This window comes from Dolichospermum sp. UHCC 0406, assembly GCF_009712025.1.
Lineage (GTDB): Bacteria > Cyanobacteriota > Cyanobacteriia > Cyanobacteriales > Nostocaceae > Dolichospermum > Dolichospermum lemmermannii.
Map to the genome: position 1 here is coordinate 15,712 of NZ_VILA01000026.1, position 20,569 is coordinate 36,280.

Here is a 20,569-nt window from a genome sequence, read left to right on the forward strand (position 1 = left end):
ATTAGCTACAATATATTTCCCAATCTAAAGCCGCAGCAACTTTTGCAAGTTGTTCCAAATCTCTGGGATTTTCCAGATAGGGAACATAACCTAAAACGGGAATATTTGTCAATGATTGAATTAACTCTGGTGGTGTTAAATCAGCAATTTCTTCCTTGGTGCGGGGTTGGGTGTAATTAAGAATAATTCCGCGCAGATTGATTTTATGTTGCCTAGCTAATGCTACATTAGCAACAGCCTGAGCGATCGCCCCCAATCTGACCGGCACCACCAAAAAAGTCTGTAATCGCCATTCACCCGCCAAATCAGCCACCGTCAACTCATCAGTAATCGGTGAACCCAAACCCCCCAAAGATTCCACCAACACAAAATCACGTTGTTTCTGCAAAGCCAACAAAGTTCGCCAAACTATCGCTAAATCAATTTGACGATTTTCCTTAGCCGCAGCTATGGGAGGGGCTAAAGGGGCTTGAAAATACAAAGGTGTAATTTCTTCTGGTGACTGGTCCAAATTAAACAGAGTTTGGTACAGTTCCCTATCACCCAACCCCGATTGAATTGGCTTCATCATCCCCAAACTACGCTGGGGATAATATTTTTGCCAATAAGCGGCTATTGCTGCTGTGATAACAGTTTTACCAGCATCCGTATCAGTTCCCGCAATCAGTAAAGTATTCAACAACGTTTTTTGCTAAAAATGACAACTTAATTTGCTTCTTTTCTTGACACTCCCCGGTCTAAAGACACGGGGATTCTACATTCACTGACTCGCCATTAGACGACAGGTTTGCACCAATCGCCCAAGAGGGCAAATCTCCTGTAGCGTAGCTGACCGTATCCCTACCGTAGTTAATCCTAATCTTAGGATGTTGATACTAGCATTAATATCTCTATCTTCTACAAACCCGCAATGATGACAATTATGGGTTCTGGTTGATAGGGATTTTTTCACTTTTTGACCACAATTAGCACAATTTTGAGAAGTATTATGGGGAGGAACAGCAACTGTTGCCTTCCCATATTTGAGTCCAAAATATTCTACCCATTGCCGAAAAGTTGCCCAGCCAGCATCAGAAATTGATTTAGCTAAATGTCGGTTTCTTACCATGCCTTTAATATTTAAGTCTTCATAAGCTACCAAATCGTTAGACTGGATCACGGAATATGCTAATCTCTTGCAATATTCTTTTCGCTGCCTACTTACTCTTAAATGTTTACGGGCATACCTATTTTTAGCTTTTAAATAGTTCTTAGATTGTGGTTGTTTAGCTTTTTTCTTATCTCTGTCAAACTTCTTAGATTTTTTACGATTAGCTCGACTTAACTGTTTCTCTGATTTTCTATAGAATTGTGGGGCAGGTTCTACATTACCTTTTGAATCGGCAATAAAGTATTTTAACCCCACATCTAAGCCAACTATTTGATTCGTTGGTTGAGATTCGATTCTAATCTTGACATCAATTGCAAATTGAGCATAATATCCATCAGCCCGACGGACTAAACGAACTCGCTTAATTTGCTTGATGTCATAGAAATTAAGATCATAAGTACCTTTTAATTTCAGAGTACCTATACCTTTTTTATCAGAAAAAGTAATTGCTTTTCTGGTTTCAGATAACTTCCAGCCGCTAACCTTATATTCAACTGAACGGCAATTCTTTTTGAATTTTGGAAATCCCTTTTTACCCTTAACTTTCTTTTTACAATTGTCGTAAAATCGAGCTATTGTACTCCAAGAACGCTCCGCAGCAGATTGTCTTGCCATTGAATTAAGTTCATCGGCGAAAGGAAATTCAGATGCCAAAATCGCGCAATATTTATTGAGATCATATTTCGTCGCACCTTTATTGTCCATCCAATATCTTAAACATTTATTTTGGATGAATTGAGATGCACGAATAGCCTCATCTATTGCGCGATACTGCCTATCTTTTCCTTTGACTTTGAACTCATAAATTATCATGGTTACTGAGCCTGTCGATAGCGTAGCGTGGCGTTAGCCATAGTATGGCTACGACCTAAACACCACGAAGCTATGCTAACTCACAAAGTATAATCTTGTCAACAGGAAAAACTTTCAGTGGAGGCTGAAGCCTCTATCTGGCTTTCATCCCTTGCCTAAAGGACAGTTGAGTTTTTCCGCAGTTCGACAAGTGTTACAGTGAGCTTGCCGAACTGCTCACTGACCACTACGCTCCAAAACTCAACTTCAAGGGTTTTCAGCCTAGTCTCTTATAATTTAACGTTAAAACGTTAATTTGTCCCATTAAACCCTGGAGTTGACGTTTCTGTAGGAGTTGGTGTTTCTGTGGGAGTTGGCGTTTCTGTGGGAGTAGGGGAAGTCGTAGGAGTTGGCGTTTCTGTGGGGGTTGGCGTTTCTGTAGGAGTTGGCGTTTCTGTGGGGGTTGGCGTTTCTGTGGGAGTTGGCGTTTCCGTTGGCATTGGTGCTTCTAAAGCTACATTCAAACTATAATTAACCTCCGAAACACCCCCAGACAAACCTAATCGAATAATATATCTCCCATCATTAGCTAATATTCCTTCATAAGAAGTAGATTGTTGATCTTGAGTATTAATGATTTCACCATTAGCAGTTAAAATCGTCAGTACAATCCCACTGTTTTCATTTACAGATACAGTTAATTTTTCCCCAACCTTACCTTGTAAACTATATTCAACCAATTCATTTTCCCTCAGTGTTCCGTCAATTGTCGCCTTGTTAGATTTGTCTAATCTCAGCCGTTGACGATTAATCACAGGTTCACTATTAGTTACTGTGGGTGTTGGAGTTGGTGTTGGTGTTAATAATGTCCCACTAGGAATAACTGGAGAAGGAAATGATTGTGGGGTTGTGATTGTTTCTGTTGCTGGACGAGACTGATTTTTCAGTGAATTCACCAAAGTCCAAGAACCAAACCCTGCTAAAATAATCACAACACCGCCAATTCCTGCCAACGCCCAAGCATTATCCAAAATAGAGCTACTTTGTCCAGAATTAACTGAAGGTTGCGGCTTTTCCGATGTTTTTGATATCGGCTCAGGACGATGCCCGATAGCGATAGTTTGTAGATGAGATAAATTAGCAGCAGGTTGGCTACTATAACCTAAGTTAAGCAGTGCCTGAGTAACATCAGCGGCACTTTGATACCGTTCCCCCGGCAGATAACTCAACATTCGCTGCAAAATTTGAGCGAATTCCGGTTTTACTGTTGCCCACTGTTGCCAATTCCATATTAGTTCCTGCTCATCAAATAAATCTGCGGGTTCTTTCCCCGTCAACAAAACTATCGTCGTCACAGCCAACGCATACAAATCACTACTAGGATATGCCCTACCCGTTTGCATTTGCTCACTAGGCGCATAACCCAATTTACCTACAGTAGTTACTGATGTGGGGACTGAGGATTGTAATTTTGTGACTAACTCCTTGACTACTCCAAAGTCAATTAATACAGGCAGGGAATCACTTTCCCGTAAAATCATATTCTCTGGGGAGATATCCCGATGAATAATTCCCTGACCGTGAATATAACTAAGAACAGGCAACAAAGTGCGTAATAAATGCAATACCTCTGCTTCAGTAAAAGTTGTGCCAACATCTTGGCGTTCTCTGAGCAAATTCCGGTAAGTCTTGCCAACGACAAAATCTTGCACTAAAAATAACTTTTCGTTTTGGGCAAATTTTTCCCGAAATTTGGGAATTTGTGGATGCTCAATTTGATACAAGATAGCAGCCTCTCGTTCAAATAACTCTTGTGCCTTTTCTCCACCGGATGTTCCCGTGCTTGGGGCAATTAACTCTTTAAGCACACAAAGTTCATTAAAGCGTCTTTGGTCTTCTGCTAGATAGGTTCTACCAAATCCCCCCTGTCCAATAATGTGAATTATGTGGTAACGATTTTGTAGGATAGTACCAACTGTAATCGGTGATTGCATGGTCTATTGATTGAATATAATAATAACAACAGAGCTAGAACTTAACAAAACTATCGCCTGTCCACAACATGACTCAAAGTGTCTCAATTGTGGCTTCCGTAATTTTCCTCAGTTACCCCGCCCACAAGGAAGTGTATACTAGAAACAAGTCTGGCATTATTCTATTCTGACATTCGGACTTTAGTCAGGACTTGTCCAATATAGTAGCAGGTATAATCCGGGATAAATAAATCAATTGGCATCCACAGCAATGTCAAAGTTGATCTTTAATGGTAGGCATTCAGCCGTCAGCTTTCCGGGAAATATATAAATATGGAAGTTCAAGGTATAGATAATTTTGCTAGGTTCTTTTTGATTCATAACATAAATATTTAATCTTCAATTCACGAGGTCGTTAATTGGTAATAAGTATCATAGAATAATTGTTTGCACTTTCGCTGCTATTTAATCGTCGGTTTTCTAACACCCCCAGGGTTAACTTGAAGATCAATATTATTTGTTTAATCCATTTTGGCTAAATTTGCTCAATCTCTGATGATATTTCTATGAATGCACTTCGAGGATCTGCTGTGCTAAGTTCTGCCACTTTACCAGTCCAGTCAATAGCAACGGGACTACCTGACAATAATCGTCTGCGGCTTTTTTCCGGTTCTGCCAATATAGCGCTGTCGCAAGAAGTCGCTCGTTATCTAGGTATGGACTTGGGACCAATGATTCGCAAAAGATTTGCGGACGGAGAACTTTATGTTCAAATCCAAGAATCTATTCGGGGTTGTGATGTCTATTTAATCCAGCCCAGTTGTCAACCCGTCAATGATCATTTGATGGAATTACTAATTATGATTGATGCCTGTCGTCGAGCATCTGCACGCCAGATTACAGCAGTAATTCCTTACTATGGTTATGCTCGTGCTGATAGAAAAACAGCAGGGAGAGAATCTATCACTGCTAAATTAGTCGCTAACTTGATTACCCAAGCAGGTGCTAACCGAGTTCTAGCAATGGATTTGCACGCAGCTCAAATTCAGGGTTATTTCGATATCCCCTTTGATCATGTATATGGTTCACCAGTTATCCTCGATTATCTCATTAGTAAAGGATTACAGGATATTGTGGTTGTTTCCCCTGATGTGGGTGGGGTCGCACGGGCTAGGGCATTTGCGAAAAAATTGAATGATGCACCTCTAGCAATTATTGACAAACGTCGTCAGGCTCATAATGTGGCCGAAGTCTTAAATGTGATTGGTGATGTGAGAGGCAAAATTGCCATATTGGTGGATGACATGATTGATACTGGCGGTACGATTGCGGCGGGGGCTAATTTACTGCGTCAAGAAGGAGCTAGTCAGGTATATGCCTGTGCTACTCATGCTGTGTTTTCACCACCGGCTATTGAAAGGTTATCAAGTGGGGTGTTTGAGGAGGTTATAGTCACTAATACTATTCCCATCCCAGAGGCTAATCAGTTTCCCCAATTAGTGACGCTTTCAGTCGCTAATCTGCTGGGAGAAGCAATTTGGCGGATTCACGAAGATAGTTCACTCAGTAGTTTATTCCGTTAATCAACAAATAACTATCTTCCCAAAGGAAGAAAAAAGGAGTCAGGAAGAAGAAAGAAGAAAGAAGGAGTAAAAGCATGATAACTTTGTACCTCCTGTAACCTGCAATATGCTGTAAATAATGAAGGATGAAAGTTTTCGTTCTTCATTTTTTGTATGCAGCTAATATTTCTAATTCGGACACTACTCTTTCTAATTCTGCCACTAAGGGCGTAATTTGATGTTTTTGGAAAGCATCTGCTAGAGAACGATAATACCAAAGTGTCCCTTCTTTGCCACCTTGAAACCGTTCCCAAACTGCATCACCAATCATGCGATAATCTTTGAGAATTGAGCGGACATTATGGAGTTTGTCAGCAGCAGAAACTAGCAATACTTCTGGGGAAGCGGTGGCAATATGGGCAATATAGGCTTCTTTCCGGGGTTTCCAAGGGGGTTTGGGTGTGGTGTCTGCGTCTGTACAACCATCAACTATAGCAGTGACATGATCCCCAAACCGCCGGCGAATTTCTGCTCTGGTGGCTGCTCCACCTTGGTCTTCTATGGCATCATGTAGTAAGGCAGCGATCGCTTCATCTTCGTTTGCACCATATTCTAAGGCTATACTGGCTACTCCTAGTAAATGGGTAATATAGGGAATATCCCCAGCTTTGCGTTTTTGCGTGGCGTGGAGTTCATGGGCGTAGGTAAGCGCTTGGGTAAATCTTTCTGATAGCATTTTTAGTTGGATGATGTTAAGAGGAAATGAACCACGAAGGAGCGAAGGACACGAAGGAAGAGAAAGAGAAGGAAGAGAAAGAAAGAGGTTAGTGTTTTTAACTAAATTAGTATTTTGCAGTTCGACAAGCTTTATCCATCATTTCTTTTGCTAATGGATGATAACCATTATTATTTAAAAATGCTAATATTGACTCTTTTACTTGATAACTAATTGCTTCTCCTGTTGTGACTAATCTAGCAAAGTGTTCACAGTTCCAACCCAATAAACCATAATCCCAAGTTTTGAATAATTCATAAGCAATTAAACATCTATCAAGGACTTCTTTTTTCGGCAATAATGTCACTGATTCTACGCTATATGATACTGTCGGAATTCGGAATACAGCAAATCCATTTCCACCAAAGTTAAAGGCGTGGGTATCAGAGATAGTTATATGATAATGCAATGCGAGGTCTGAGCTACTTTCTTTATGATGAATTAGCAATCCTGCTGTAGAACTTTTATAATCAACATGAGTTTTAAACTCATGAATAATCTTATCTTCAATAATTTGTGTGGCGGAAAGAATAGTATTATTGCTGGTTTTTTGGATATTCAAAAGAGATAACCACTCATTTATTGACTGAGAACGATTTTCTGGCTTTAATTCCATTCCTTTAATTATCGCCTGATTTACTTTATCGCTAATACTAGAATTTATCTTTTTTGCTTCTTCTAATTCTGTACCAATTGCTCTCATTGGTGATATAGTTGGTAATTCTCCAGTTAACACAGAATACAAAGTTGCAGCTAAAGCATAAACATCTGTAAATGCTCCCCGTTTTGCTTTTTTATCATATTGTTCAATTGGTGCAAAACCATCAGCTAACATTTGCGTATGTGTTTGAGTTAAATTCTGGGAAAACTCTCGCGCAATCCCAAAATCAATTAACACTGCTTCTGATTTACCAGAACGCAACATGATATTTTGTGGTTTAATATCTCGATGTAATAAGCCATTATCATGAACTACAGTTAATGCTGATCCAATTTGCTGAATATAGCGTAATGCTTCAGTTTCAGATAAAATACCTTGATTTTCTACTATAGTTCCTAAATCTTCCCCATCAATATATTCCATCACCATACACCAAAGATCATTTTCATGAATGACTTCGTAAATTTGGACAATATGAGGATGACTACATTTAGCTAATTTAATGGCTTCGTTGAGAAAGTCTTGTTGAAATTTAGCAAAATCAGCACGTTTTTGGATTGCATCATTTAGAGTTTTGATAACAACGAAATTTCCCTGATTATCTCTAGCGCGATAAGTGATCCCAAAACCACCTTCACCTAATTCTTTTTCTATGGTATATTTACCATTTTGTAATTCCTGTCCTGATAACCAAGCCATAACCTGTAAATTTATAGATTTATAAGTTCATTTTGGCACAATTTTAGTTTTAAGTGCTAATTTCACGTCGTTTAGGGGTATACGCGAGTTAGCTTTATTGAAGCAAGTACCCTATATCTTAAAAATGCTCTTAATATTTATTATCAAAATAACAATATTTGTGACAATTACGCTAGAATCATTACAAGGTTCGTTACAGATGTGGTAGATAATCTCCACTTCTGTTAAAACGACCAAAAATAAGCCTCTTAATCTAAAAACCTTAAAGTTTACCCAAATCATCTATGACGCTCCCAATTCGTAACGTCGCCATTATCGCCCACGTTGACCACGGTAAAACCACCCTGGTTGACGCTCTCCTCAAACAGTCCGGCATTTTCCGCGAAGGCGAAGACGTTCCGGATTGTGTCATGGACTCCAATGATTTGGAAAGGGAACGAGGCATTACAATTCTTTCTAAAAATACAGCGGTTCGCTACAAAGACACCCTGATTAATATTGTTGATACCCCTGGACACGCTGACTTCGGCGGAGAAGTAGAACGGGTACTCGGCATGGTAGACGGTTGTATTCTGATTGTTGATGCCAATGAAGGACCAATGCCCCAAACCCGCTTTGTCTTGAAAAAAGCTTTGGAAAAAGGTCTCCGTCCTATCGTCGTTATTAACAAGATTGACCGGGGACAAGCTGACCCCCACATTGCTGTTGATAAGGTCTTGGATCTGTTCTTAGAATTAGGTGCAGATGAAGACCAGTGTGACTTTAAATATTTGTTTGCTTCCGGTATGGCTGGTTTCGCTAAAGAAAGCTTAGAAGCAGAATCAGTAGATATGCAGCCGCTATTTAATGCCATTCTCCGTCACGTCCCCGCACCTGTGGGAGATCCTAACAAGCCTCTACAATTGCAAGTTACCACCCTAGATTATTCAGAATATTTAGGCCGGATTGTCATTGGTAAAATCCACAATGGAACTATCCGCGCTGGACAACAAGCTGCTTTGGTAGTAGAAGATGGCAGCATTGTCAAGGGCAAAGTTACCAAGTTGATGGGGTTTGAAGGTTTAAAACGGATAGAGATGCAAGAAGCTACCGCAGGTTATATTGTGGCTGTAGCTGGTTTTGCTGATGCTTATATTGGTGAAACTATTACAGATCCTAATGAACCTCTGGCTCTACCATTAATTAAGGTGGATGAACCAACGTTACAAATGACCTTCTGGGTGAATGATTCACCTTTTGCTGGCCAAGAAGGTAAATTGGTAACATCTCGCCAAATCCGCGATCGCTTATACCGCGAATTAGAAACCAACGTAGCTTTGCGCGTTGAAGACACCGACTCTCCCGATAAATTCCTGGTTTCTGGTCGTGGTGAATTACACCTAGGTATCTTAATCGAAACCATGCGCCGTGAGGGTTTTGAGTTCCAAGTATCTCAACCTCAAGTAATTTACCGTACAGTTAACGGTCAAAATTGCGAACCTTTTGAACTTCTAGCTTTAGACGTTCCCGCGGATGCAGTTGGTAGCTGTATTGAACGCTTAGGACAACGGAAAGCGGAAATGCAAGATATGCAGCCTGGTGGTGGCGATCGCACCCAACTAGAGTTTATCGTAGCAGCCCGTGGTTTAATCGGTTTCCGAGGTGAATTCATGCGAATGACTCGCGGTGAAGGCATCATGAACCACAGTTTCCTTGATTATCGTCCCCTTTGTGGTGATATTGAAGCCCGGAACAAAGGCGTTCTCATCTCCTTTGAAGAAGGTGTTTCTACTTCCTACGCGATGAAAAACTGTGAAGATAGAGGCGCATTCTTTATCAGTGAAGGAACTAAGGTTTACAAAGGGATGATTATTGGTGAACATAATCGTCCCCAAGATTTGGAATTGAACGTTTGTAAAACGAAGCAGTTAACCAACCACCGTTCATCTGGTGGTGAAGAACTTACTCAGTTACAAACACCCATAGACATGAATTTGGAAAGAGCTTTGGAATACATTGCTCAAGATGAATTGGTGGAAGTTACACCTGAATCTATTCGTCTTCGGAAGATGTCCAAGAAATTGGTGAAACGTTAATATCTGTAGGGGTGGGTTTTCCCACCCTGATTAAATTTATAAACTCATATAAATCAGGTAAATCACACAAATCATAGTTAAGAAATTGCACTTCTGACTAAAATTACGGTACTATCAACACCAGATGCGATTGCTTCGGGAATATTACCTTGAATTGCTTGTTGTAATAATCCCTCACGAGAAGCACCCAAAACTACAACGTCGAAATCTTCAGTTTTGACTAATTCAATGACTCCAGCGGTAACAGATTCAGCTTGCAAAGATGCAGCGACAACATTACTTTGTAAATCGCGGTGACGCATGAATTGGCGAGTAGATTCCTCTAAAACCGTCATATCTGGTGCAACTTCCCCAGGTTTAACTACCTGAGTTAAGCGGATTTCTATGTCGTTTTCCAAAGTTACTAAAGCAGGTAATAATTTAATGGCAATAGGTGCATTTGGTCCTCCAGCCATTGGTATTAACCAGCGTTTAAATTGCTGGTAGGAATGGAAATTATTGCCTAATTTGACCAAGACAACATCACAGTTTGCTTGACGAATTATAGTATCTACTACGCTGCCAAAAATCCTGCCAGGGGTAGATGTATTTCCCTTCCAACCCATGAAAATTAAGTCTATATATCGTTCCTTAGTAGTTTCTAAAATAGCTTGGGCGATATCATGGGCGACACGAATTTGGGTATGAATGGGAATGTGCAGTTTTTTGGCCAAACCTTCGGCTTGTCGGAGTAAGCGGCGACTTTTAGCGGTGTTAACTGGGGTTTCCGCTGGAGAAACATGACGGGATACTAAGATGATTTGTAAACATTCTATTTCATAATGGCGATCGCGGGCGATCGCAGCAGCCATTTCTAGTAATGCGGGGGCGGTTTCCGGGTTAGCAATGGTAACTAATAATCTCCCTCTCCCAATACTAGGCGATCGAGTTTGGTATACTAGATAGGAAGGTTCAGCTTGGGGACCTGTCACCCCGGTTTCACCATTCAAATGATTTGCTTCCGTACGGATAATATCTGCACGGGTAATAATCCCAATTAATTTTTGTCCATCTACCACAGGTAAGCGACTAATTTGATATCTATTTAATAAATAGAGAACATGACTTAATCTATCTGCTGGTGTGACTGTCACCGGTTTGGGTGTCATAATCTCTCTTAAAAGAGTCTCATGGGGTGAGAGATGATTACGGATTTTCTGTAAATCTGTCTGGGAAACTAATCCTACTAATTTATTATTTTCTACCACAGGAAAGCCGCGATGATGGGAACGGGAAAAGGCTTTAATAACTTCATCTCCTGTCATTTCTGCTTCTAGGGTTTCCACGGAGGGCTGCATTACATCCTTAGCAGTTAATTGAGTTAATATTCCCTCTGTGGGGCTATCTTTTTTAATAATGATACCATTTAATGTGAGCAGTTTTTCATACAGTGAACCCGGAACAACCTTCTCAGCCACCAGATAAGATGTCACACATACCACCATTAAAGGTAATACTAAATTGAAATCTGTCGTCATTTCAAAAACAATGACAATCGCCGTTATCGGAACTTTGGAAACCGCGCTAAAAAATCCCCCCATTCCGGCTAATGCGTAGGTAGTCGGTGAACCAAATCCAAATACTTGCAATTCACATACGCCAATAATATGTCCTAAACAAGAACCTAAAATTAAACTTGGTGCAAATAATCCTCCTGGTGCGCCCGAACCAAAGGCAATTAAGGTTAAAATAAATTGGGCAATAAAGACAATTCCCGCTAAAGGTATATTCGGTTCACTAGCAATCATAAACTCCCGCAAACCTGTATTATCCCGAAAGGTTTCTGGTAGTAAGGACATAATCAAACCAGAAGCCAAACCAGCTAAAGCCACTCGTAAAGGTAAACTAATATGTAAACGGCGATAAGCTTGAATACTGAAAATTAATCCCCGATTAAATAAAGCTGCTAATAAACCCGCTAAAATTCCTAAAATTAATAAAGCCGGAATTTCTAATAAAGAAAAACTGCTAGAATAGTCAATTAGTTTTAAGTCTAATTGCAGACTCCCACCACCCAACCACCGGGAAATTACACCACCAATAAAAGCAGCAATAATTGCCGTTCCTAAAGTTAAACCTGATAGATCTTGTAATAACTCTTCAATAATAAATAATACCCCGGCTAGAGGTGCATTAAAAGCCGCTGCTAAACCAGCCCCAGCCCCCGCTGCAATCATCTGTCGGCGATGATCTGGAGAGGTAGGAACTAAGCGACTCATTCCCGCTGCTAACCCCGCACCAACTTGAACTGTGGGTCCCTGTCTTCCCAAGGTTAACCCCGAACCCAAGGCGATTATCGAACTGATTAACTTGACAAAAGCTACTCTCCATGATAGTTTAATTGGCACATTTGCCAAAGCAGCTTTAACTTGGGGAATGCCACTACCAGCCGCTTCTGGTGCTAATCGCTGCACTAACCAACCAGAAAGAAACCCCAAACTTAGACCAATAAATGGTAGAGATATCCAGGCTGGGAAAATGTGAGTTGTATGCACTCGCCATGTCCCCAACCAGCCTGAACCTTGTTTGAGTAATACCGCAGATAAAGCGGCTACTATCCCAATTATAGATGCTTCTGCAATAGCTAAACCCTTTCTAGGTTGCCAAAAGTTCCGAAAATACTGAGTTAGCATTGTCAGGGAAATCATAATTTTTAAGTTTAAATTTTTAATCTTTAAATTTTAATTTAAAACTAACTCTTTCTTGAGTTTTTTAGATGGGTATCTTATTTCGCTTATTAAGTATTTTTACTGATAAGCTTGAATAAGAAAAGACAGTAAAATTATTAAAAAATACTATTGACAAGTTTCCAAGTTTCAGTTATAGTTTAAATATAGTGGAAATCTGTGCGCCCATATATATAGGGGTTTGCTTTTCCAAAAGTATTTTTGGCTGATAGCGAAGCGTGGCGCAAGCCATATCAGGATGTCCAGGATTTGAGAATTTACAGGATAAAGTCAAGATGCCATTTGTGGAATGTGGGTTATAATGATTCATGATATTGATTGAGTTAGTTTTTCAGTAAAGATAAAGTTGCCAAGGATATTCTATTATGTCATCTCCAGCAATTACTACTGTAATCAAAATGATGGAATCTTTATCTGAAGATGTACAAGACAGAGTTGCAGAACATTTGAGAGAATATTTAGAAGATTTGCAAGATGAATTAAAATGGGATAATTCATTTAAGAAGACTCAACAAAAATTAATTGCATCTGCTCAACGTGCTAAAAAAGAGATTGCAGAAGGATTAGCTAAAGCAATGGATTATGATAAGTTATGAAGTCCGCAACTCTTGCTTCTTTTTGGGATGAATATAAGTCTCTTGATAAGCAAGTTAGACAGAGTGCGAGAAAAGCTTATCGGTTATGGAGAGAAAATCCTTTTTATCCATCTTTGCATTTTAAATGTATAAATAACCAGGAAAATATTTGGTCTGTGAGAATAACCCGTAATTATCGAGCAATTGGGGTTTTAGATGGTGATACAATTACATGGTTCTGGGTTGGTAGTCATGATGATTATGAGAGTTTTTTCTCATAGTTTGAATCATAATTTTAACTGTCAGAATCAGCATTTCCAGGATTTGAGGATGTAGAGGATTTTATTGAATGATTTTTGGTGGGGAGTTGATGATTTTTTTTGTCTGATAGCGTAGCGTGGCGTTAGCCATATCAGGATTTCCAGGATTTGAGGATTTACAGGATGTTGTTGGATGATTGTTTTTTGGAACTTGGGGATTTTTCAGGATGTTTTTGAATGATTGTTTTTGAATAATTTAAACCATCTATAAATTACTATCCTGTTAATCCTTTAATCCTGGTTATCCTGATTCAGACAAATGCAATTTTCATCACCAAACAAACCATCTATAAATTACCATCCTGTAAATCCTTAAATCCTGGACATCCTGATTCAGACTTAATAATTTTCTGTAACCCTTAAATATTACGATCTACAAGTCTCGACGCGAGAGAAGACCCACCACCCGCACGCTAACTAACGGGTGTCCTGGTAGGTGGCCTTCTGGTGCTTTCTTGTCAAAAGTAATATCACTGTAGTACAACCAAAAAGCGTTCCAGCTGCTTCCTCCTTTTCTCCATCCTACCTTGTCCCCGAACTTCTCCCAGATTTCTTGGTTATATTCTCTCGTTCCACCAAAACCTTGATAAATTCGTTTCTGCACAGAAAAACCAAACTTACCACCACTGTATTTTACCCACAACTGGTCAATGGTGCGGAGGTCTGCACAGGGAAAATTATCAATACTTTTATCATCTAACCAACCTACCTTTTCCCGTTTCGCAACTGCTAACATTACTCTTTCTGTTTCCTCGTCTGCTTCCTTCCATTTCCCTGCTTTGAGTAAATCACGCAATGTGCTGTAGTCCATTCCTACATCTGATTTTAATTGTACCTCTTGGTTATTTGGTTGAGGTGTGGAACTTTGAGGAATGAAAATTTCCTTTATCTTAGATAAAAAAGAGGAAGAATTTTCTGGTTGTGGTTGAGGTGTAGAAATAGCTGGTGTCACAGCTTGAACAACTAAACCCAAATTTTCCCGAAACTCCAACACCGTCGGAGTCCGTTTTTCCGGTTCTATTTCCATACCCTGCAAAATAGCATCATTCACCCTCTGACTAATGCGAGAATTATAATGTTTTGGTGCGAGTAAAGGTTCATCATCATATTTCCGGTTTTGTGCGGGTACGGGACTAAATTCACCCTCTTTGTTGAGTCCGTCAGCCGTCAGCAGATAATATAAAGTAGCAGCTAAAGCATAAACATCGGTATGGGGTCCAAAACTCCCTTTGCGACGATATTGTTCAATAGGTGCATAACCTTCTGTTAAAGAAGCTGTCATACTTTTAGTAGCAATACTGCGAGTTAAACCAAAATCAATTAAAACCGCTTCTTGTTTATTTTGGCGTAAAAGAATATTCGCAGGTTTAATATCTCTGTGTAAACTGCCTTTGGCGTGAATATATTCTAAAGCCTGACCAATTTGATCTATATATAATAGTGCTTCGCTTTCGGCAAGTTGTCCCTTTTGTCGAAGATATTGAAATAAAGTTACTCCATCAATATATTCCATCACCACGCCAAAAAGCTCACCTGCTTGAATGACTTCATGGACTTTGAGAATATGCTTATGATCAAAACCTTTAATTGTCAAGGCTTCGTTAATAAACTTAACCTGTTGTTCTGCAAAGTCCTCTTGCAATTGCATTTGCTGATTGAGAGTTTTAATGGCGTATAATTTACCCGTGCTAGGTTCTAAGGCTTTGTAGGTAGTCCCAAAACCACCGCTACCCAAAGGTTTACCTTGAATGATAAATCTACCGTTATTAATTTGTTGCCCTGGTTGCCAAATAATCATACCCTTGATAGTAGATACGGTGGAGATGAATCTAATTATATCATTGCGTTGTGTTAGATCCCCGACTTCTTGAAGAAGTCGGGGATCTGGGATGTTATAATATTAACTATTTTTCCCAGTAATGGATAGTCCTTCTACTATCAGAGATGGTGTATAACAAGAACCATTCCAATCCGCATCTCCACCTAGTTGCACCACTTGTTTCAGGGCTGTGTAGACATTCCCTGCCACCATCGTATCTTTTACCCTGCCAATTATTTGACTATTTTTGACCCGATATCCCAAATCCACATTGATGGAAAAATCACCTGATAGTCCGCTACAACTACCTAGCATTTGATCGATAATTAAGCCATCATCCATCTTGCTAATTAAGTCTAAGAGGGAAAGATCACCAGGTTGAATTAGGAAGTTAAATAGCCCTGGTGTGGGATAACTACCTAAACCGGGACGAAAACCATTACCAGTGCTACCACTGTTTAATTGTCGTCCAGTAGTGCGATCGCTATAAAAATTCCGTAAAATCCCATTTTCGATAAATACTAATGACTGGGTAGGTTGACCTTCATCATCAAAGGGACAGCTATAAGGTCCTGCTGCTGGATTTTGGTACAGGGTAAGGGTGGGGGCAATAACTGGTTTACCCAATCTATCAGCCCAGGGAGAAGCTTTTTCCAAGATGTGCTTACCATTCAAAGCTGATTGCACAGTTCCCCACAGCATATCTGCTGCTTTAGAAGTGAACAATACAGGACAGCGACCACTGGGACTAGGAATGTTATCTTTAGCCCAATTTAATCGCTGTAAAATTTGATTGGCTACTTTCTCTGGATTGAGTTGATCGCGTTGGGTTTGACCATCAGCAACACTGAGAAAATCATCACCTCTGACCCATTCTGCTGACATATAGCAGCTAAGAGTAGTGTCAGTGTGGTGAGAATTTAAACCCTTGCTGTTAATGAGTTTGGTGTTTTCTATATCGCATTCCCAGTCACTATGACAAAGAATATCTGGATAGACATCACGAATTAGGGCGATCGCCTCCTTGCCCCATTTAATCAACATTTCTACGGATACAGATGTGCCTAAATCGGGATAGGATGTCCCAGCATGAGTCCCTAATTCTACTATTTCTGGTGGATTTAATTGACTCAGTGCCAAAGATTTTTCCACCATAGCTTGGGGATCAACATCGCCATAAGCCACCGCCAAACCGGGACAACCATCCCGCCATAGCCGCAGGGCTGTCCCCTCAGCTTGACTGGTTTCTAGTTGTTTGAGACGGTTGGCTTCAAAAAAAACTGGTCGAGAAAGCGATCGTGATTGATACACTTCCGCAGCCTCAGCACCAGACTTGAGGGCAAGTTCTAGCAGTTGTTGAGCCAGTGTATCTTGTAACAAATTTTCAGAACCCATGTCCCTTTATGAATTATGGATTTTGGATATAAATCGCTTAATCGTCGCAGTCTATTATCCCATTAGCGTGTCATCAACTTACCAAATTCCAAATAATGGACAACTGACCACTGACAACAGACCACTGACAAATTAGGGCAAATTGATTTCTTGTAATAGCCAAAATCCCGCAAAATCTTGAGATTGAGGATCAGACTGGACACCAATAAAATGCACCCCATTAGCCTGTTCCTTAGCTACAGTAAAGCCCTGTGCTTCTGCTAAAAGTTCGGGAGTGCGAATATTAGCCACAACCCAACTTTCCGTAGCCCCCGTTTCTAAAATCAGGCGATTTCCTTGCTTAGTGTCAAAGTGCAAATAAGCCATTTCTAAACCAGACATCCAACCTGCTATGGGTAAAGCCCTGGGTGAGAAAATCAAAATTCCCGGAATCCGAGTTTCTGGGCGTAATTCCGCCAACTCTAGGGGAAAAGCTTCACCAAAGCCAATTTCCCAATCCGGCATTTGAGCCAAATCACTAGCCTCTAATGTCACAAAAGCCCATTGTTTTCCTTCTAAAGCATCTGGTAAACGTTGAGGTAAGGGCTTATCCAAACGCACAGAAGGATTGGCTACTCCCTGATATCCCGGTTCTTGGGGGTAGACTTCCTTCATGCGCTGCTGTATCCACTGATTAAGAACCAAAGTCCGCCGACTTGGTACAGCGGGTACTCCCACATCTTCACAGGATTTTGTAATCATGTTATTCATTTGGCGGCGGAAAAAGCGGATTTTGGTGGGGGAAGCACCGGCTTCTTCTATCGCTTCCTGGATTGCTGTCCGTAGCCAACCCGAATTTACCTGGGTACTTGGGCAATATTTAGCATAGCGAAACAGAGAATCCGTTTGTGTACCAATATCTACAGGACTTTCACACACTAACATTTCCCATACTTTTTTCTGATTTTCGTCCAAAATCGGACGGGAGTAAAAATCGAGTTCCCAATACATTTTTCTCTGGCTGCCCATGTTTTAGTGGTAAAAATCTGATGACTTGATATTTTGTAATTTCCTAACTTTACCAACTTACAGGAGCATTGGTAATTGGTCATTGGTAATTGGTAATTGGTAATTGGGAAAATTATTCCCTATTCCCTGTTCCCTGTTCCCTAGTCATAACGACAATTTTTAACGCCAACCTACTTAATTTTGATCCTGATTTTTGAATTCATCAAACTTAGCCCGAACCACCTGTATATCTTGCCACATTAACCATTTAGGCTTTCCTTGTTCCCGTGAAGGGTTACGCAACAAGTAAGAGGGATGAAAAATAGGCATACATAAACGCCCTTCCCACTCTAACCATTGACCGCGAATTTTAGTAATCGGGCGTTTGTCACCAATGACACCTTTCACAGAAGTTGCACCTGTTAATAAGATAATTTTGGGGTCAACTAGGCGAATCTGCTCAAATAAATATGGTTTACAAGCAGCAGCTTCTTCATTAGTTGGTACACGGTTTTCCGGTGGTCTACACTTGCAAATATTGGCAATATATATATCTGTTTCTGTACTTAAATTTACTGAAGCTAAGATACTTTCTAGTAATTGTCCTGATCTACCTACAAATGGTAAACCTGTTTCATCCTCATTTTTTCCCGGTGCTTCCCCAATAATCATAATTTCCGCTTGGAGATTACCACGTCCGACCACAGCATGAGTCCGGTTTTCACTTAATGCACAACGCTGACAGCCATTGCAATGTTTTGTCAATTCCTCTACATTGTCATAAGTTCCCGGCGGAATGGGAATTTTATTACTGGTAGTAATTAGCTCTTTTTGGTTTAAGCTAGAGTTATCAAATAAACTAAGTTGAGTTTCATGCTGCATGGAATTTAGAATGGTAACTGGAAACTCCAGAATATTAACGCAAATATTACCACCCATCCTATCAATTAATAGAGACAGAATTAGATTGGGGCTTTGTCTACCTCCTCACAAGTATCGCCCTTTTTTCCAGACAGCACACTCTAATTAATCAAGTTTTAAAGCATTAACTGGCACATCATCCCAAGATTTAACTATCCTTAATTTGGCAATCCAGCCCTCTGCCTTTTGAGAGTTGGTGAGATTAGTCTTAAACGACTCATGACAATCTTTAGCCTGAGATTCATCACAACAGGCAATACAGGCGTGAATCAGCCCAGAAGGATCAATTTGTTCATTTACCCAAATATTCATAGTTTATACTTTGAAAATATCGTGTTAAAACCGCCATCTTTAATTTTATAATGTTTGTTGAATTTATGTACAAAAATAGTTAACAGGGAAAGAAGCGTGATAGATATAGATATGGAAATACCTGATTGTTAAAATCAAATATTAGTCCTATATTTAACCGAGTATTTAATATCACCAGTTCCTCCCAAATTCCCATTCCTAATTCCTTCTTAACCCCCATGAGTGCAGAAATTATTTGCGTTGGTACAGAAATGCTGCTAGGAGATATCCTCAACAGCAATGCTCAATATCTTGCCCAGCAGTTAGCACAGTTAGGCATTCCTCACTACTATCAAACCGTCGTCGGGGATAATCCAGACAGACTCAAAGAAGTGATCGAAATTGCCGCTTCCAGAGTACAAATTCTCATTTTTACCGGTGGTTTAGGCCCCACACCCGATGATCTCACCTGCGAAACTATCGCTGATTTTTTTGGCGTACCTTTAATAGAACGAGCCGATATTATCGAAGATATAACCGAAAAATTTGCCCAACGGGGACGAGTAATGTCTGCCAATAATCGCAAACAAGCCTTAATTCCCCAAGGTGCAGAAATTTTACCCAACCCCACAGGAACAGCACCAGGTATTATTTGGCAACCTCGTCCGGGATTAACTATTTTTACCTTCCCTGGTGTTCCCAGCGAAATGTATCGAATGTGGACAGAAACCGCCGTACCTTTTCTGAAAAGTCAAGGTTGGGGAAAGGAAATTATTTATAGTCGTAGTTTAAGATTTTGGGGAATTGGAGAATCTGCTTTAGCCGAAAAAGTAGCCCCTTATTTTGACTTAACTAACCCCACAGTAGCCCCCTATGCGGGCAAGGGAGAGGTCAGACTGCGAATTTCCGCCAAAGCCACAGACGCAACAACCGCAGAAGCTTTAATTACACCCATTGAAAAACAACTCATAGAAATTGCTGGCTTAGATTATTATGGCATTGATAATGACACCCTCGCTGCTGTTGTTGGTAATTTATTAAGGTCTGCGGGAGAAACCCTATCTGTCGCTGAATCTTGCACCGGTGGGGGACTGGGGCAAATGTTAACAGAAATTTCCGGTAGTTCTGATTACTTTTGGGGTGGAGTAATTTCCTACGCCAACTCCGTAAAAATTGGACTATTAGGGGTCAAAGCAGAGGATTTAGAGGAATTTGGCGCAGTGAGTGCGACAGTAGCTGAACAAATGGCTATTGGTGTTAAAAATCGGCTCTCAACTACTTGGGGATTAAGTATTACAGGCATTGCTGGACCGACCGGGGGAACCCAAACCAAACCAGTGGGTTTAGTCTATATTGGTTTGGCTGGTCCTGGCAACGAAGTAATCAGTTTTGAACATCGCTTCGGAACAATTCGGGGACGGTCTTTAATTCGTTATGTGAGTGCAAATGCAGCTTTGGATAATCTGCGGCGACAGTTGCAAAAAAGGCTAGTACCGCAGGGCGGAAGTCAAAAGTCAAAAGTCAAAAGTCAAAACTAATATACAGTAGACTTTTTGGCGATTGAATATGGTTGCTTTATTTACGCCGTGATGTACTAGTACCGCAAGCCGGAATTAAAAATTAAAACACCAGATTACACAGTCCTTGTATCTATTTTTAATGATGCCTTACTTGCGATTCAGATGTCTCTTTTATACTGATTTTCCATGACTCAATATTTATACTTTGTGACAGTTTCATCCAGATAATGCTTGACAATAGCTAATGAAGAGGGTAAGGTTATGACGGTTATAGAGTTAAACTTTTGACGCAGAGATTCATAAAACATCGGGGTAAGTGGTAAACTCA

The 20,569-nt window shown here is 40.2% G+C and carries 15 protein-coding genes and 1 pseudogene; 5 read left to right on the plus strand and 11 right to left on the minus strand.

Annotation, left to right across the window (positions count from 1 at the left end; translation table 11 throughout):
• Position 1: 1 nt before the first annotated feature.
• From bioD to FJR09_RS20270, 3 genes and pseudogenes are all read right to left on the minus strand, one after another.
• A complete protein-coding gene (bioD, locus tag FJR09_RS20260) occupies positions 2-679 on the minus strand; it encodes a dethiobiotin synthase (protein WP_041458052.1) in 678 nt (225 codons plus the stop codon).
• A 58-nt stretch (positions 680-737) separates the two neighbouring features.
• Positions 738-1,963: pseudogene (locus FJR09_RS20265) on the minus strand (RNA-guided endonuclease InsQ/TnpB family protein).
• A 290-nt stretch (positions 1,964-2,253) separates the two neighbouring features.
• Positions 2,254-3,936 (minus strand): serine/threonine-protein kinase, encoded by a 1,683-nt coding sequence (locus FJR09_RS20270; RefSeq protein WP_015080471.1) that lies wholly within the window; start codon positions 3,934-3,936, stop codon positions 2,254-2,256.
• Between the two features lie 545 nt (positions 3,937-4,481).
• Here FJR09_RS20270 and FJR09_RS20275 point away from each other — a divergent pair.
• Complete coding sequence (locus tag FJR09_RS20275; RefSeq protein ID WP_015080472.1) at positions 4,482-5,498, plus strand: ribose-phosphate pyrophosphokinase; 1,017 nt, start codon at positions 4,482-4,484, stop codon at positions 5,496-5,498.
• 142 nt (positions 5,499-5,640) lie between these two features.
• Here FJR09_RS20275 and FJR09_RS20280 read toward each other — a convergent pair whose 3' ends face one another.
• The gene (locus FJR09_RS20280; protein WP_015080473.1) at positions 5,641-6,213 is read right to left on the minus strand and encodes an HD domain-containing protein; all 573 of its coding nucleotides are present in this window, start codon (positions 6,211-6,213) and stop codon (positions 5,641-5,643) included.
• A gap of 106 nt (positions 6,214-6,319) precedes the next feature.
• Positions 6,320-7,612 carry a serine/threonine-protein kinase gene (locus FJR09_RS25535; RefSeq protein ID WP_254433170.1) on the minus strand — a complete coding sequence of 431 codons (1,293 nt, stop codon included), beginning with the start codon at positions 7,610-7,612 and terminating at the stop codon, positions 6,320-6,322.
• A gap of 284 nt (positions 7,613-7,896) precedes the next feature.
• Between FJR09_RS25535 and typA the strand changes: the two genes are divergently transcribed.
• Positions 7,897-9,687: a translational GTPase TypA gene (gene typA, locus FJR09_RS20290; protein WP_168652910.1), complete on the plus strand. Its 1,791-nt coding sequence runs from the start codon at positions 7,897-7,899 to the stop codon at positions 9,685-9,687.
• A gap of 77 nt (positions 9,688-9,764) precedes the next feature.
• On the opposite strand, the gene FJR09_RS20295 is transcribed toward typA, so the two are convergent.
• Positions 9,765-12,374 carry a chloride channel protein gene (locus FJR09_RS20295; protein ID WP_168652911.1) on the minus strand — a complete coding sequence of 870 codons (2,610 nt, stop codon included), beginning with the start codon at positions 12,372-12,374 and terminating at the stop codon, positions 9,765-9,767.
• A gap of 404 nt (positions 12,375-12,778) precedes the next feature.
• Between FJR09_RS20295 and FJR09_RS20300 the strand changes: the two genes are divergently transcribed.
• Both FJR09_RS20300 and FJR09_RS20305 read left to right on the plus strand, forming a co-directional pair.
• Entirely contained in the window at positions 12,779-13,009 is a 231-nt protein-coding gene (locus FJR09_RS20300; protein ID WP_168652912.1) for a hypothetical protein, read from the plus strand.
• The gene (locus FJR09_RS20305) at positions 13,006-13,269 is read left to right on the plus strand and encodes a type II toxin-antitoxin system RelE/ParE family toxin (protein WP_168652913.1); all 264 of its coding nucleotides are present in this window, start codon (positions 13,006-13,008) and stop codon (positions 13,267-13,269) included. Before FJR09_RS20300 ends, FJR09_RS20305 begins: the two co-directional genes overlap by 4 nt.
• Positions 13,270-13,681: 412 nt before the next feature.
• Here the strand turns inward: FJR09_RS20305 and FJR09_RS20310 are convergent, their stop codons facing one another.
• From FJR09_RS20310 to FJR09_RS20330, 5 genes are all read right to left on the minus strand, one after another.
• Positions 13,682-15,106, minus strand: coding sequence for a serine/threonine-protein kinase (locus tag FJR09_RS20310; RefSeq protein ID WP_168652914.1), 1,425 nt, complete (start codon positions 15,104-15,106; stop codon positions 13,682-13,684).
• A 102-nt stretch (positions 15,107-15,208) separates the two neighbouring features.
• Positions 15,209-16,522 (minus strand): TldD/PmbA family protein, encoded by a 1,314-nt coding sequence (locus FJR09_RS20315; RefSeq protein WP_015080480.1) that lies wholly within the window; start codon positions 16,520-16,522, stop codon positions 15,209-15,211.
• A 132-nt stretch (positions 16,523-16,654) separates the two neighbouring features.
• A complete protein-coding gene (locus FJR09_RS20320) occupies positions 16,655-17,512 on the minus strand; it encodes a Tab2/Atab2 family RNA-binding protein (RefSeq protein WP_371260343.1) in 858 nt (285 codons plus the stop codon).
• 192 nt (positions 17,513-17,704) lie between these two features.
• Positions 17,705-18,391 carry a uracil-DNA glycosylase family protein gene (locus tag FJR09_RS20325; RefSeq protein ID WP_015080482.1) on the minus strand — a complete coding sequence of 229 codons (687 nt, stop codon included), beginning with the start codon at positions 18,389-18,391 and terminating at the stop codon, positions 17,705-17,707.
• Positions 18,392-18,535: 144 nt separating this feature from the next.
• Positions 18,536-18,742 (minus strand): glycogen debranching protein, encoded by a 207-nt coding sequence (locus FJR09_RS20330; protein ID WP_168651771.1) that lies wholly within the window; start codon positions 18,740-18,742, stop codon positions 18,536-18,538.
• A 218-nt stretch (positions 18,743-18,960) separates the two neighbouring features.
• Between FJR09_RS20330 and FJR09_RS20335 the strand changes: the two genes are divergently transcribed.
• The gene (locus FJR09_RS20335) at positions 18,961-20,259 is read left to right on the plus strand and encodes a competence/damage-inducible protein A (protein ID WP_015080484.1); all 1,299 of its coding nucleotides are present in this window, start codon (positions 18,961-18,963) and stop codon (positions 20,257-20,259) included.
• Positions 20,260-20,569: the final 310 nt, after the last annotated feature.

What these genes read in the sequence shown, in the direction of transcription:
- FJR09_RS20270 (WP_015080471.1), bottom strand. Translation starts at nt 3,936, where the DNA reads ATGCAATCACCGATTACAGTTGGTACTATCCTACAAAATCGTTACCAC.
- FJR09_RS20315 (WP_015080480.1), bottom strand. Translation starts at nt 16,522, where the DNA reads ATGGGTTCTGAAAATTTGTTACAAGATACACTGGCTCAACAACTGCTA.
- FJR09_RS20330 (WP_168651771.1), bottom strand. Translation starts at nt 18,742, where the DNA reads ATGAATATTTGGGTAAATGAACAAATTGATCCTTCTGGGCTGATTCAC.
- FJR09_RS25535 (WP_254433170.1), bottom strand. Translation starts at nt 7,612, where the DNA reads ATGGCTTGGTTATCAGGACAGGAATTACAAAATGGTAAATATACCATA.
- FJR09_RS20320 (WP_371260343.1), bottom strand. Translation starts at nt 17,512, where the DNA reads ATGTATTGGGAACTCGATTTTTACTCCCGTCCGATTTTGGACGAAAAT.
- FJR09_RS20305 (WP_168652913.1), top strand. Translation starts at nt 13,006, where the DNA reads ATGAAGTCCGCAACTCTTGCTTCTTTTTGGGATGAATATAAGTCTCTT.
- FJR09_RS20325 (WP_015080482.1), bottom strand. Translation starts at nt 18,391, where the DNA reads ATGCAGCATGAAACTCAACTTAGTTTATTTGATAACTCTAGCTTAAAC.
- FJR09_RS20295 (WP_168652911.1), bottom strand. Translation starts at nt 12,374, where the DNA reads ATGATTTCCCTGACAATGCTAACTCAGTATTTTCGGAACTTTTGGCAA.
- FJR09_RS20300 (WP_168652912.1), top strand. Translation starts at nt 12,779, where the DNA reads ATGTCATCTCCAGCAATTACTACTGTAATCAAAATGATGGAATCTTTA.
- FJR09_RS20275 (WP_015080472.1), top strand. Translation starts at nt 4,482, where the DNA reads ATGAATGCACTTCGAGGATCTGCTGTGCTAAGTTCTGCCACTTTACCA.
- FJR09_RS20280 (WP_015080473.1), bottom strand. Translation starts at nt 6,213, where the DNA reads ATGCTATCAGAAAGATTTACCCAAGCGCTTACCTACGCCCATGAACTC.
- typA (WP_168652910.1), top strand. Translation starts at nt 7,897, where the DNA reads ATGACGCTCCCAATTCGTAACGTCGCCATTATCGCCCACGTTGACCAC.
- FJR09_RS20335 (WP_015080484.1), top strand. Translation starts at nt 18,961, where the DNA reads ATGAGTGCAGAAATTATTTGCGTTGGTACAGAAATGCTGCTAGGAGAT.
- FJR09_RS20310 (WP_168652914.1), bottom strand. Translation starts at nt 15,106, where the DNA reads ATGATTATTTGGCAACCAGGGCAACAAATTAATAACGGTAGATTTATC.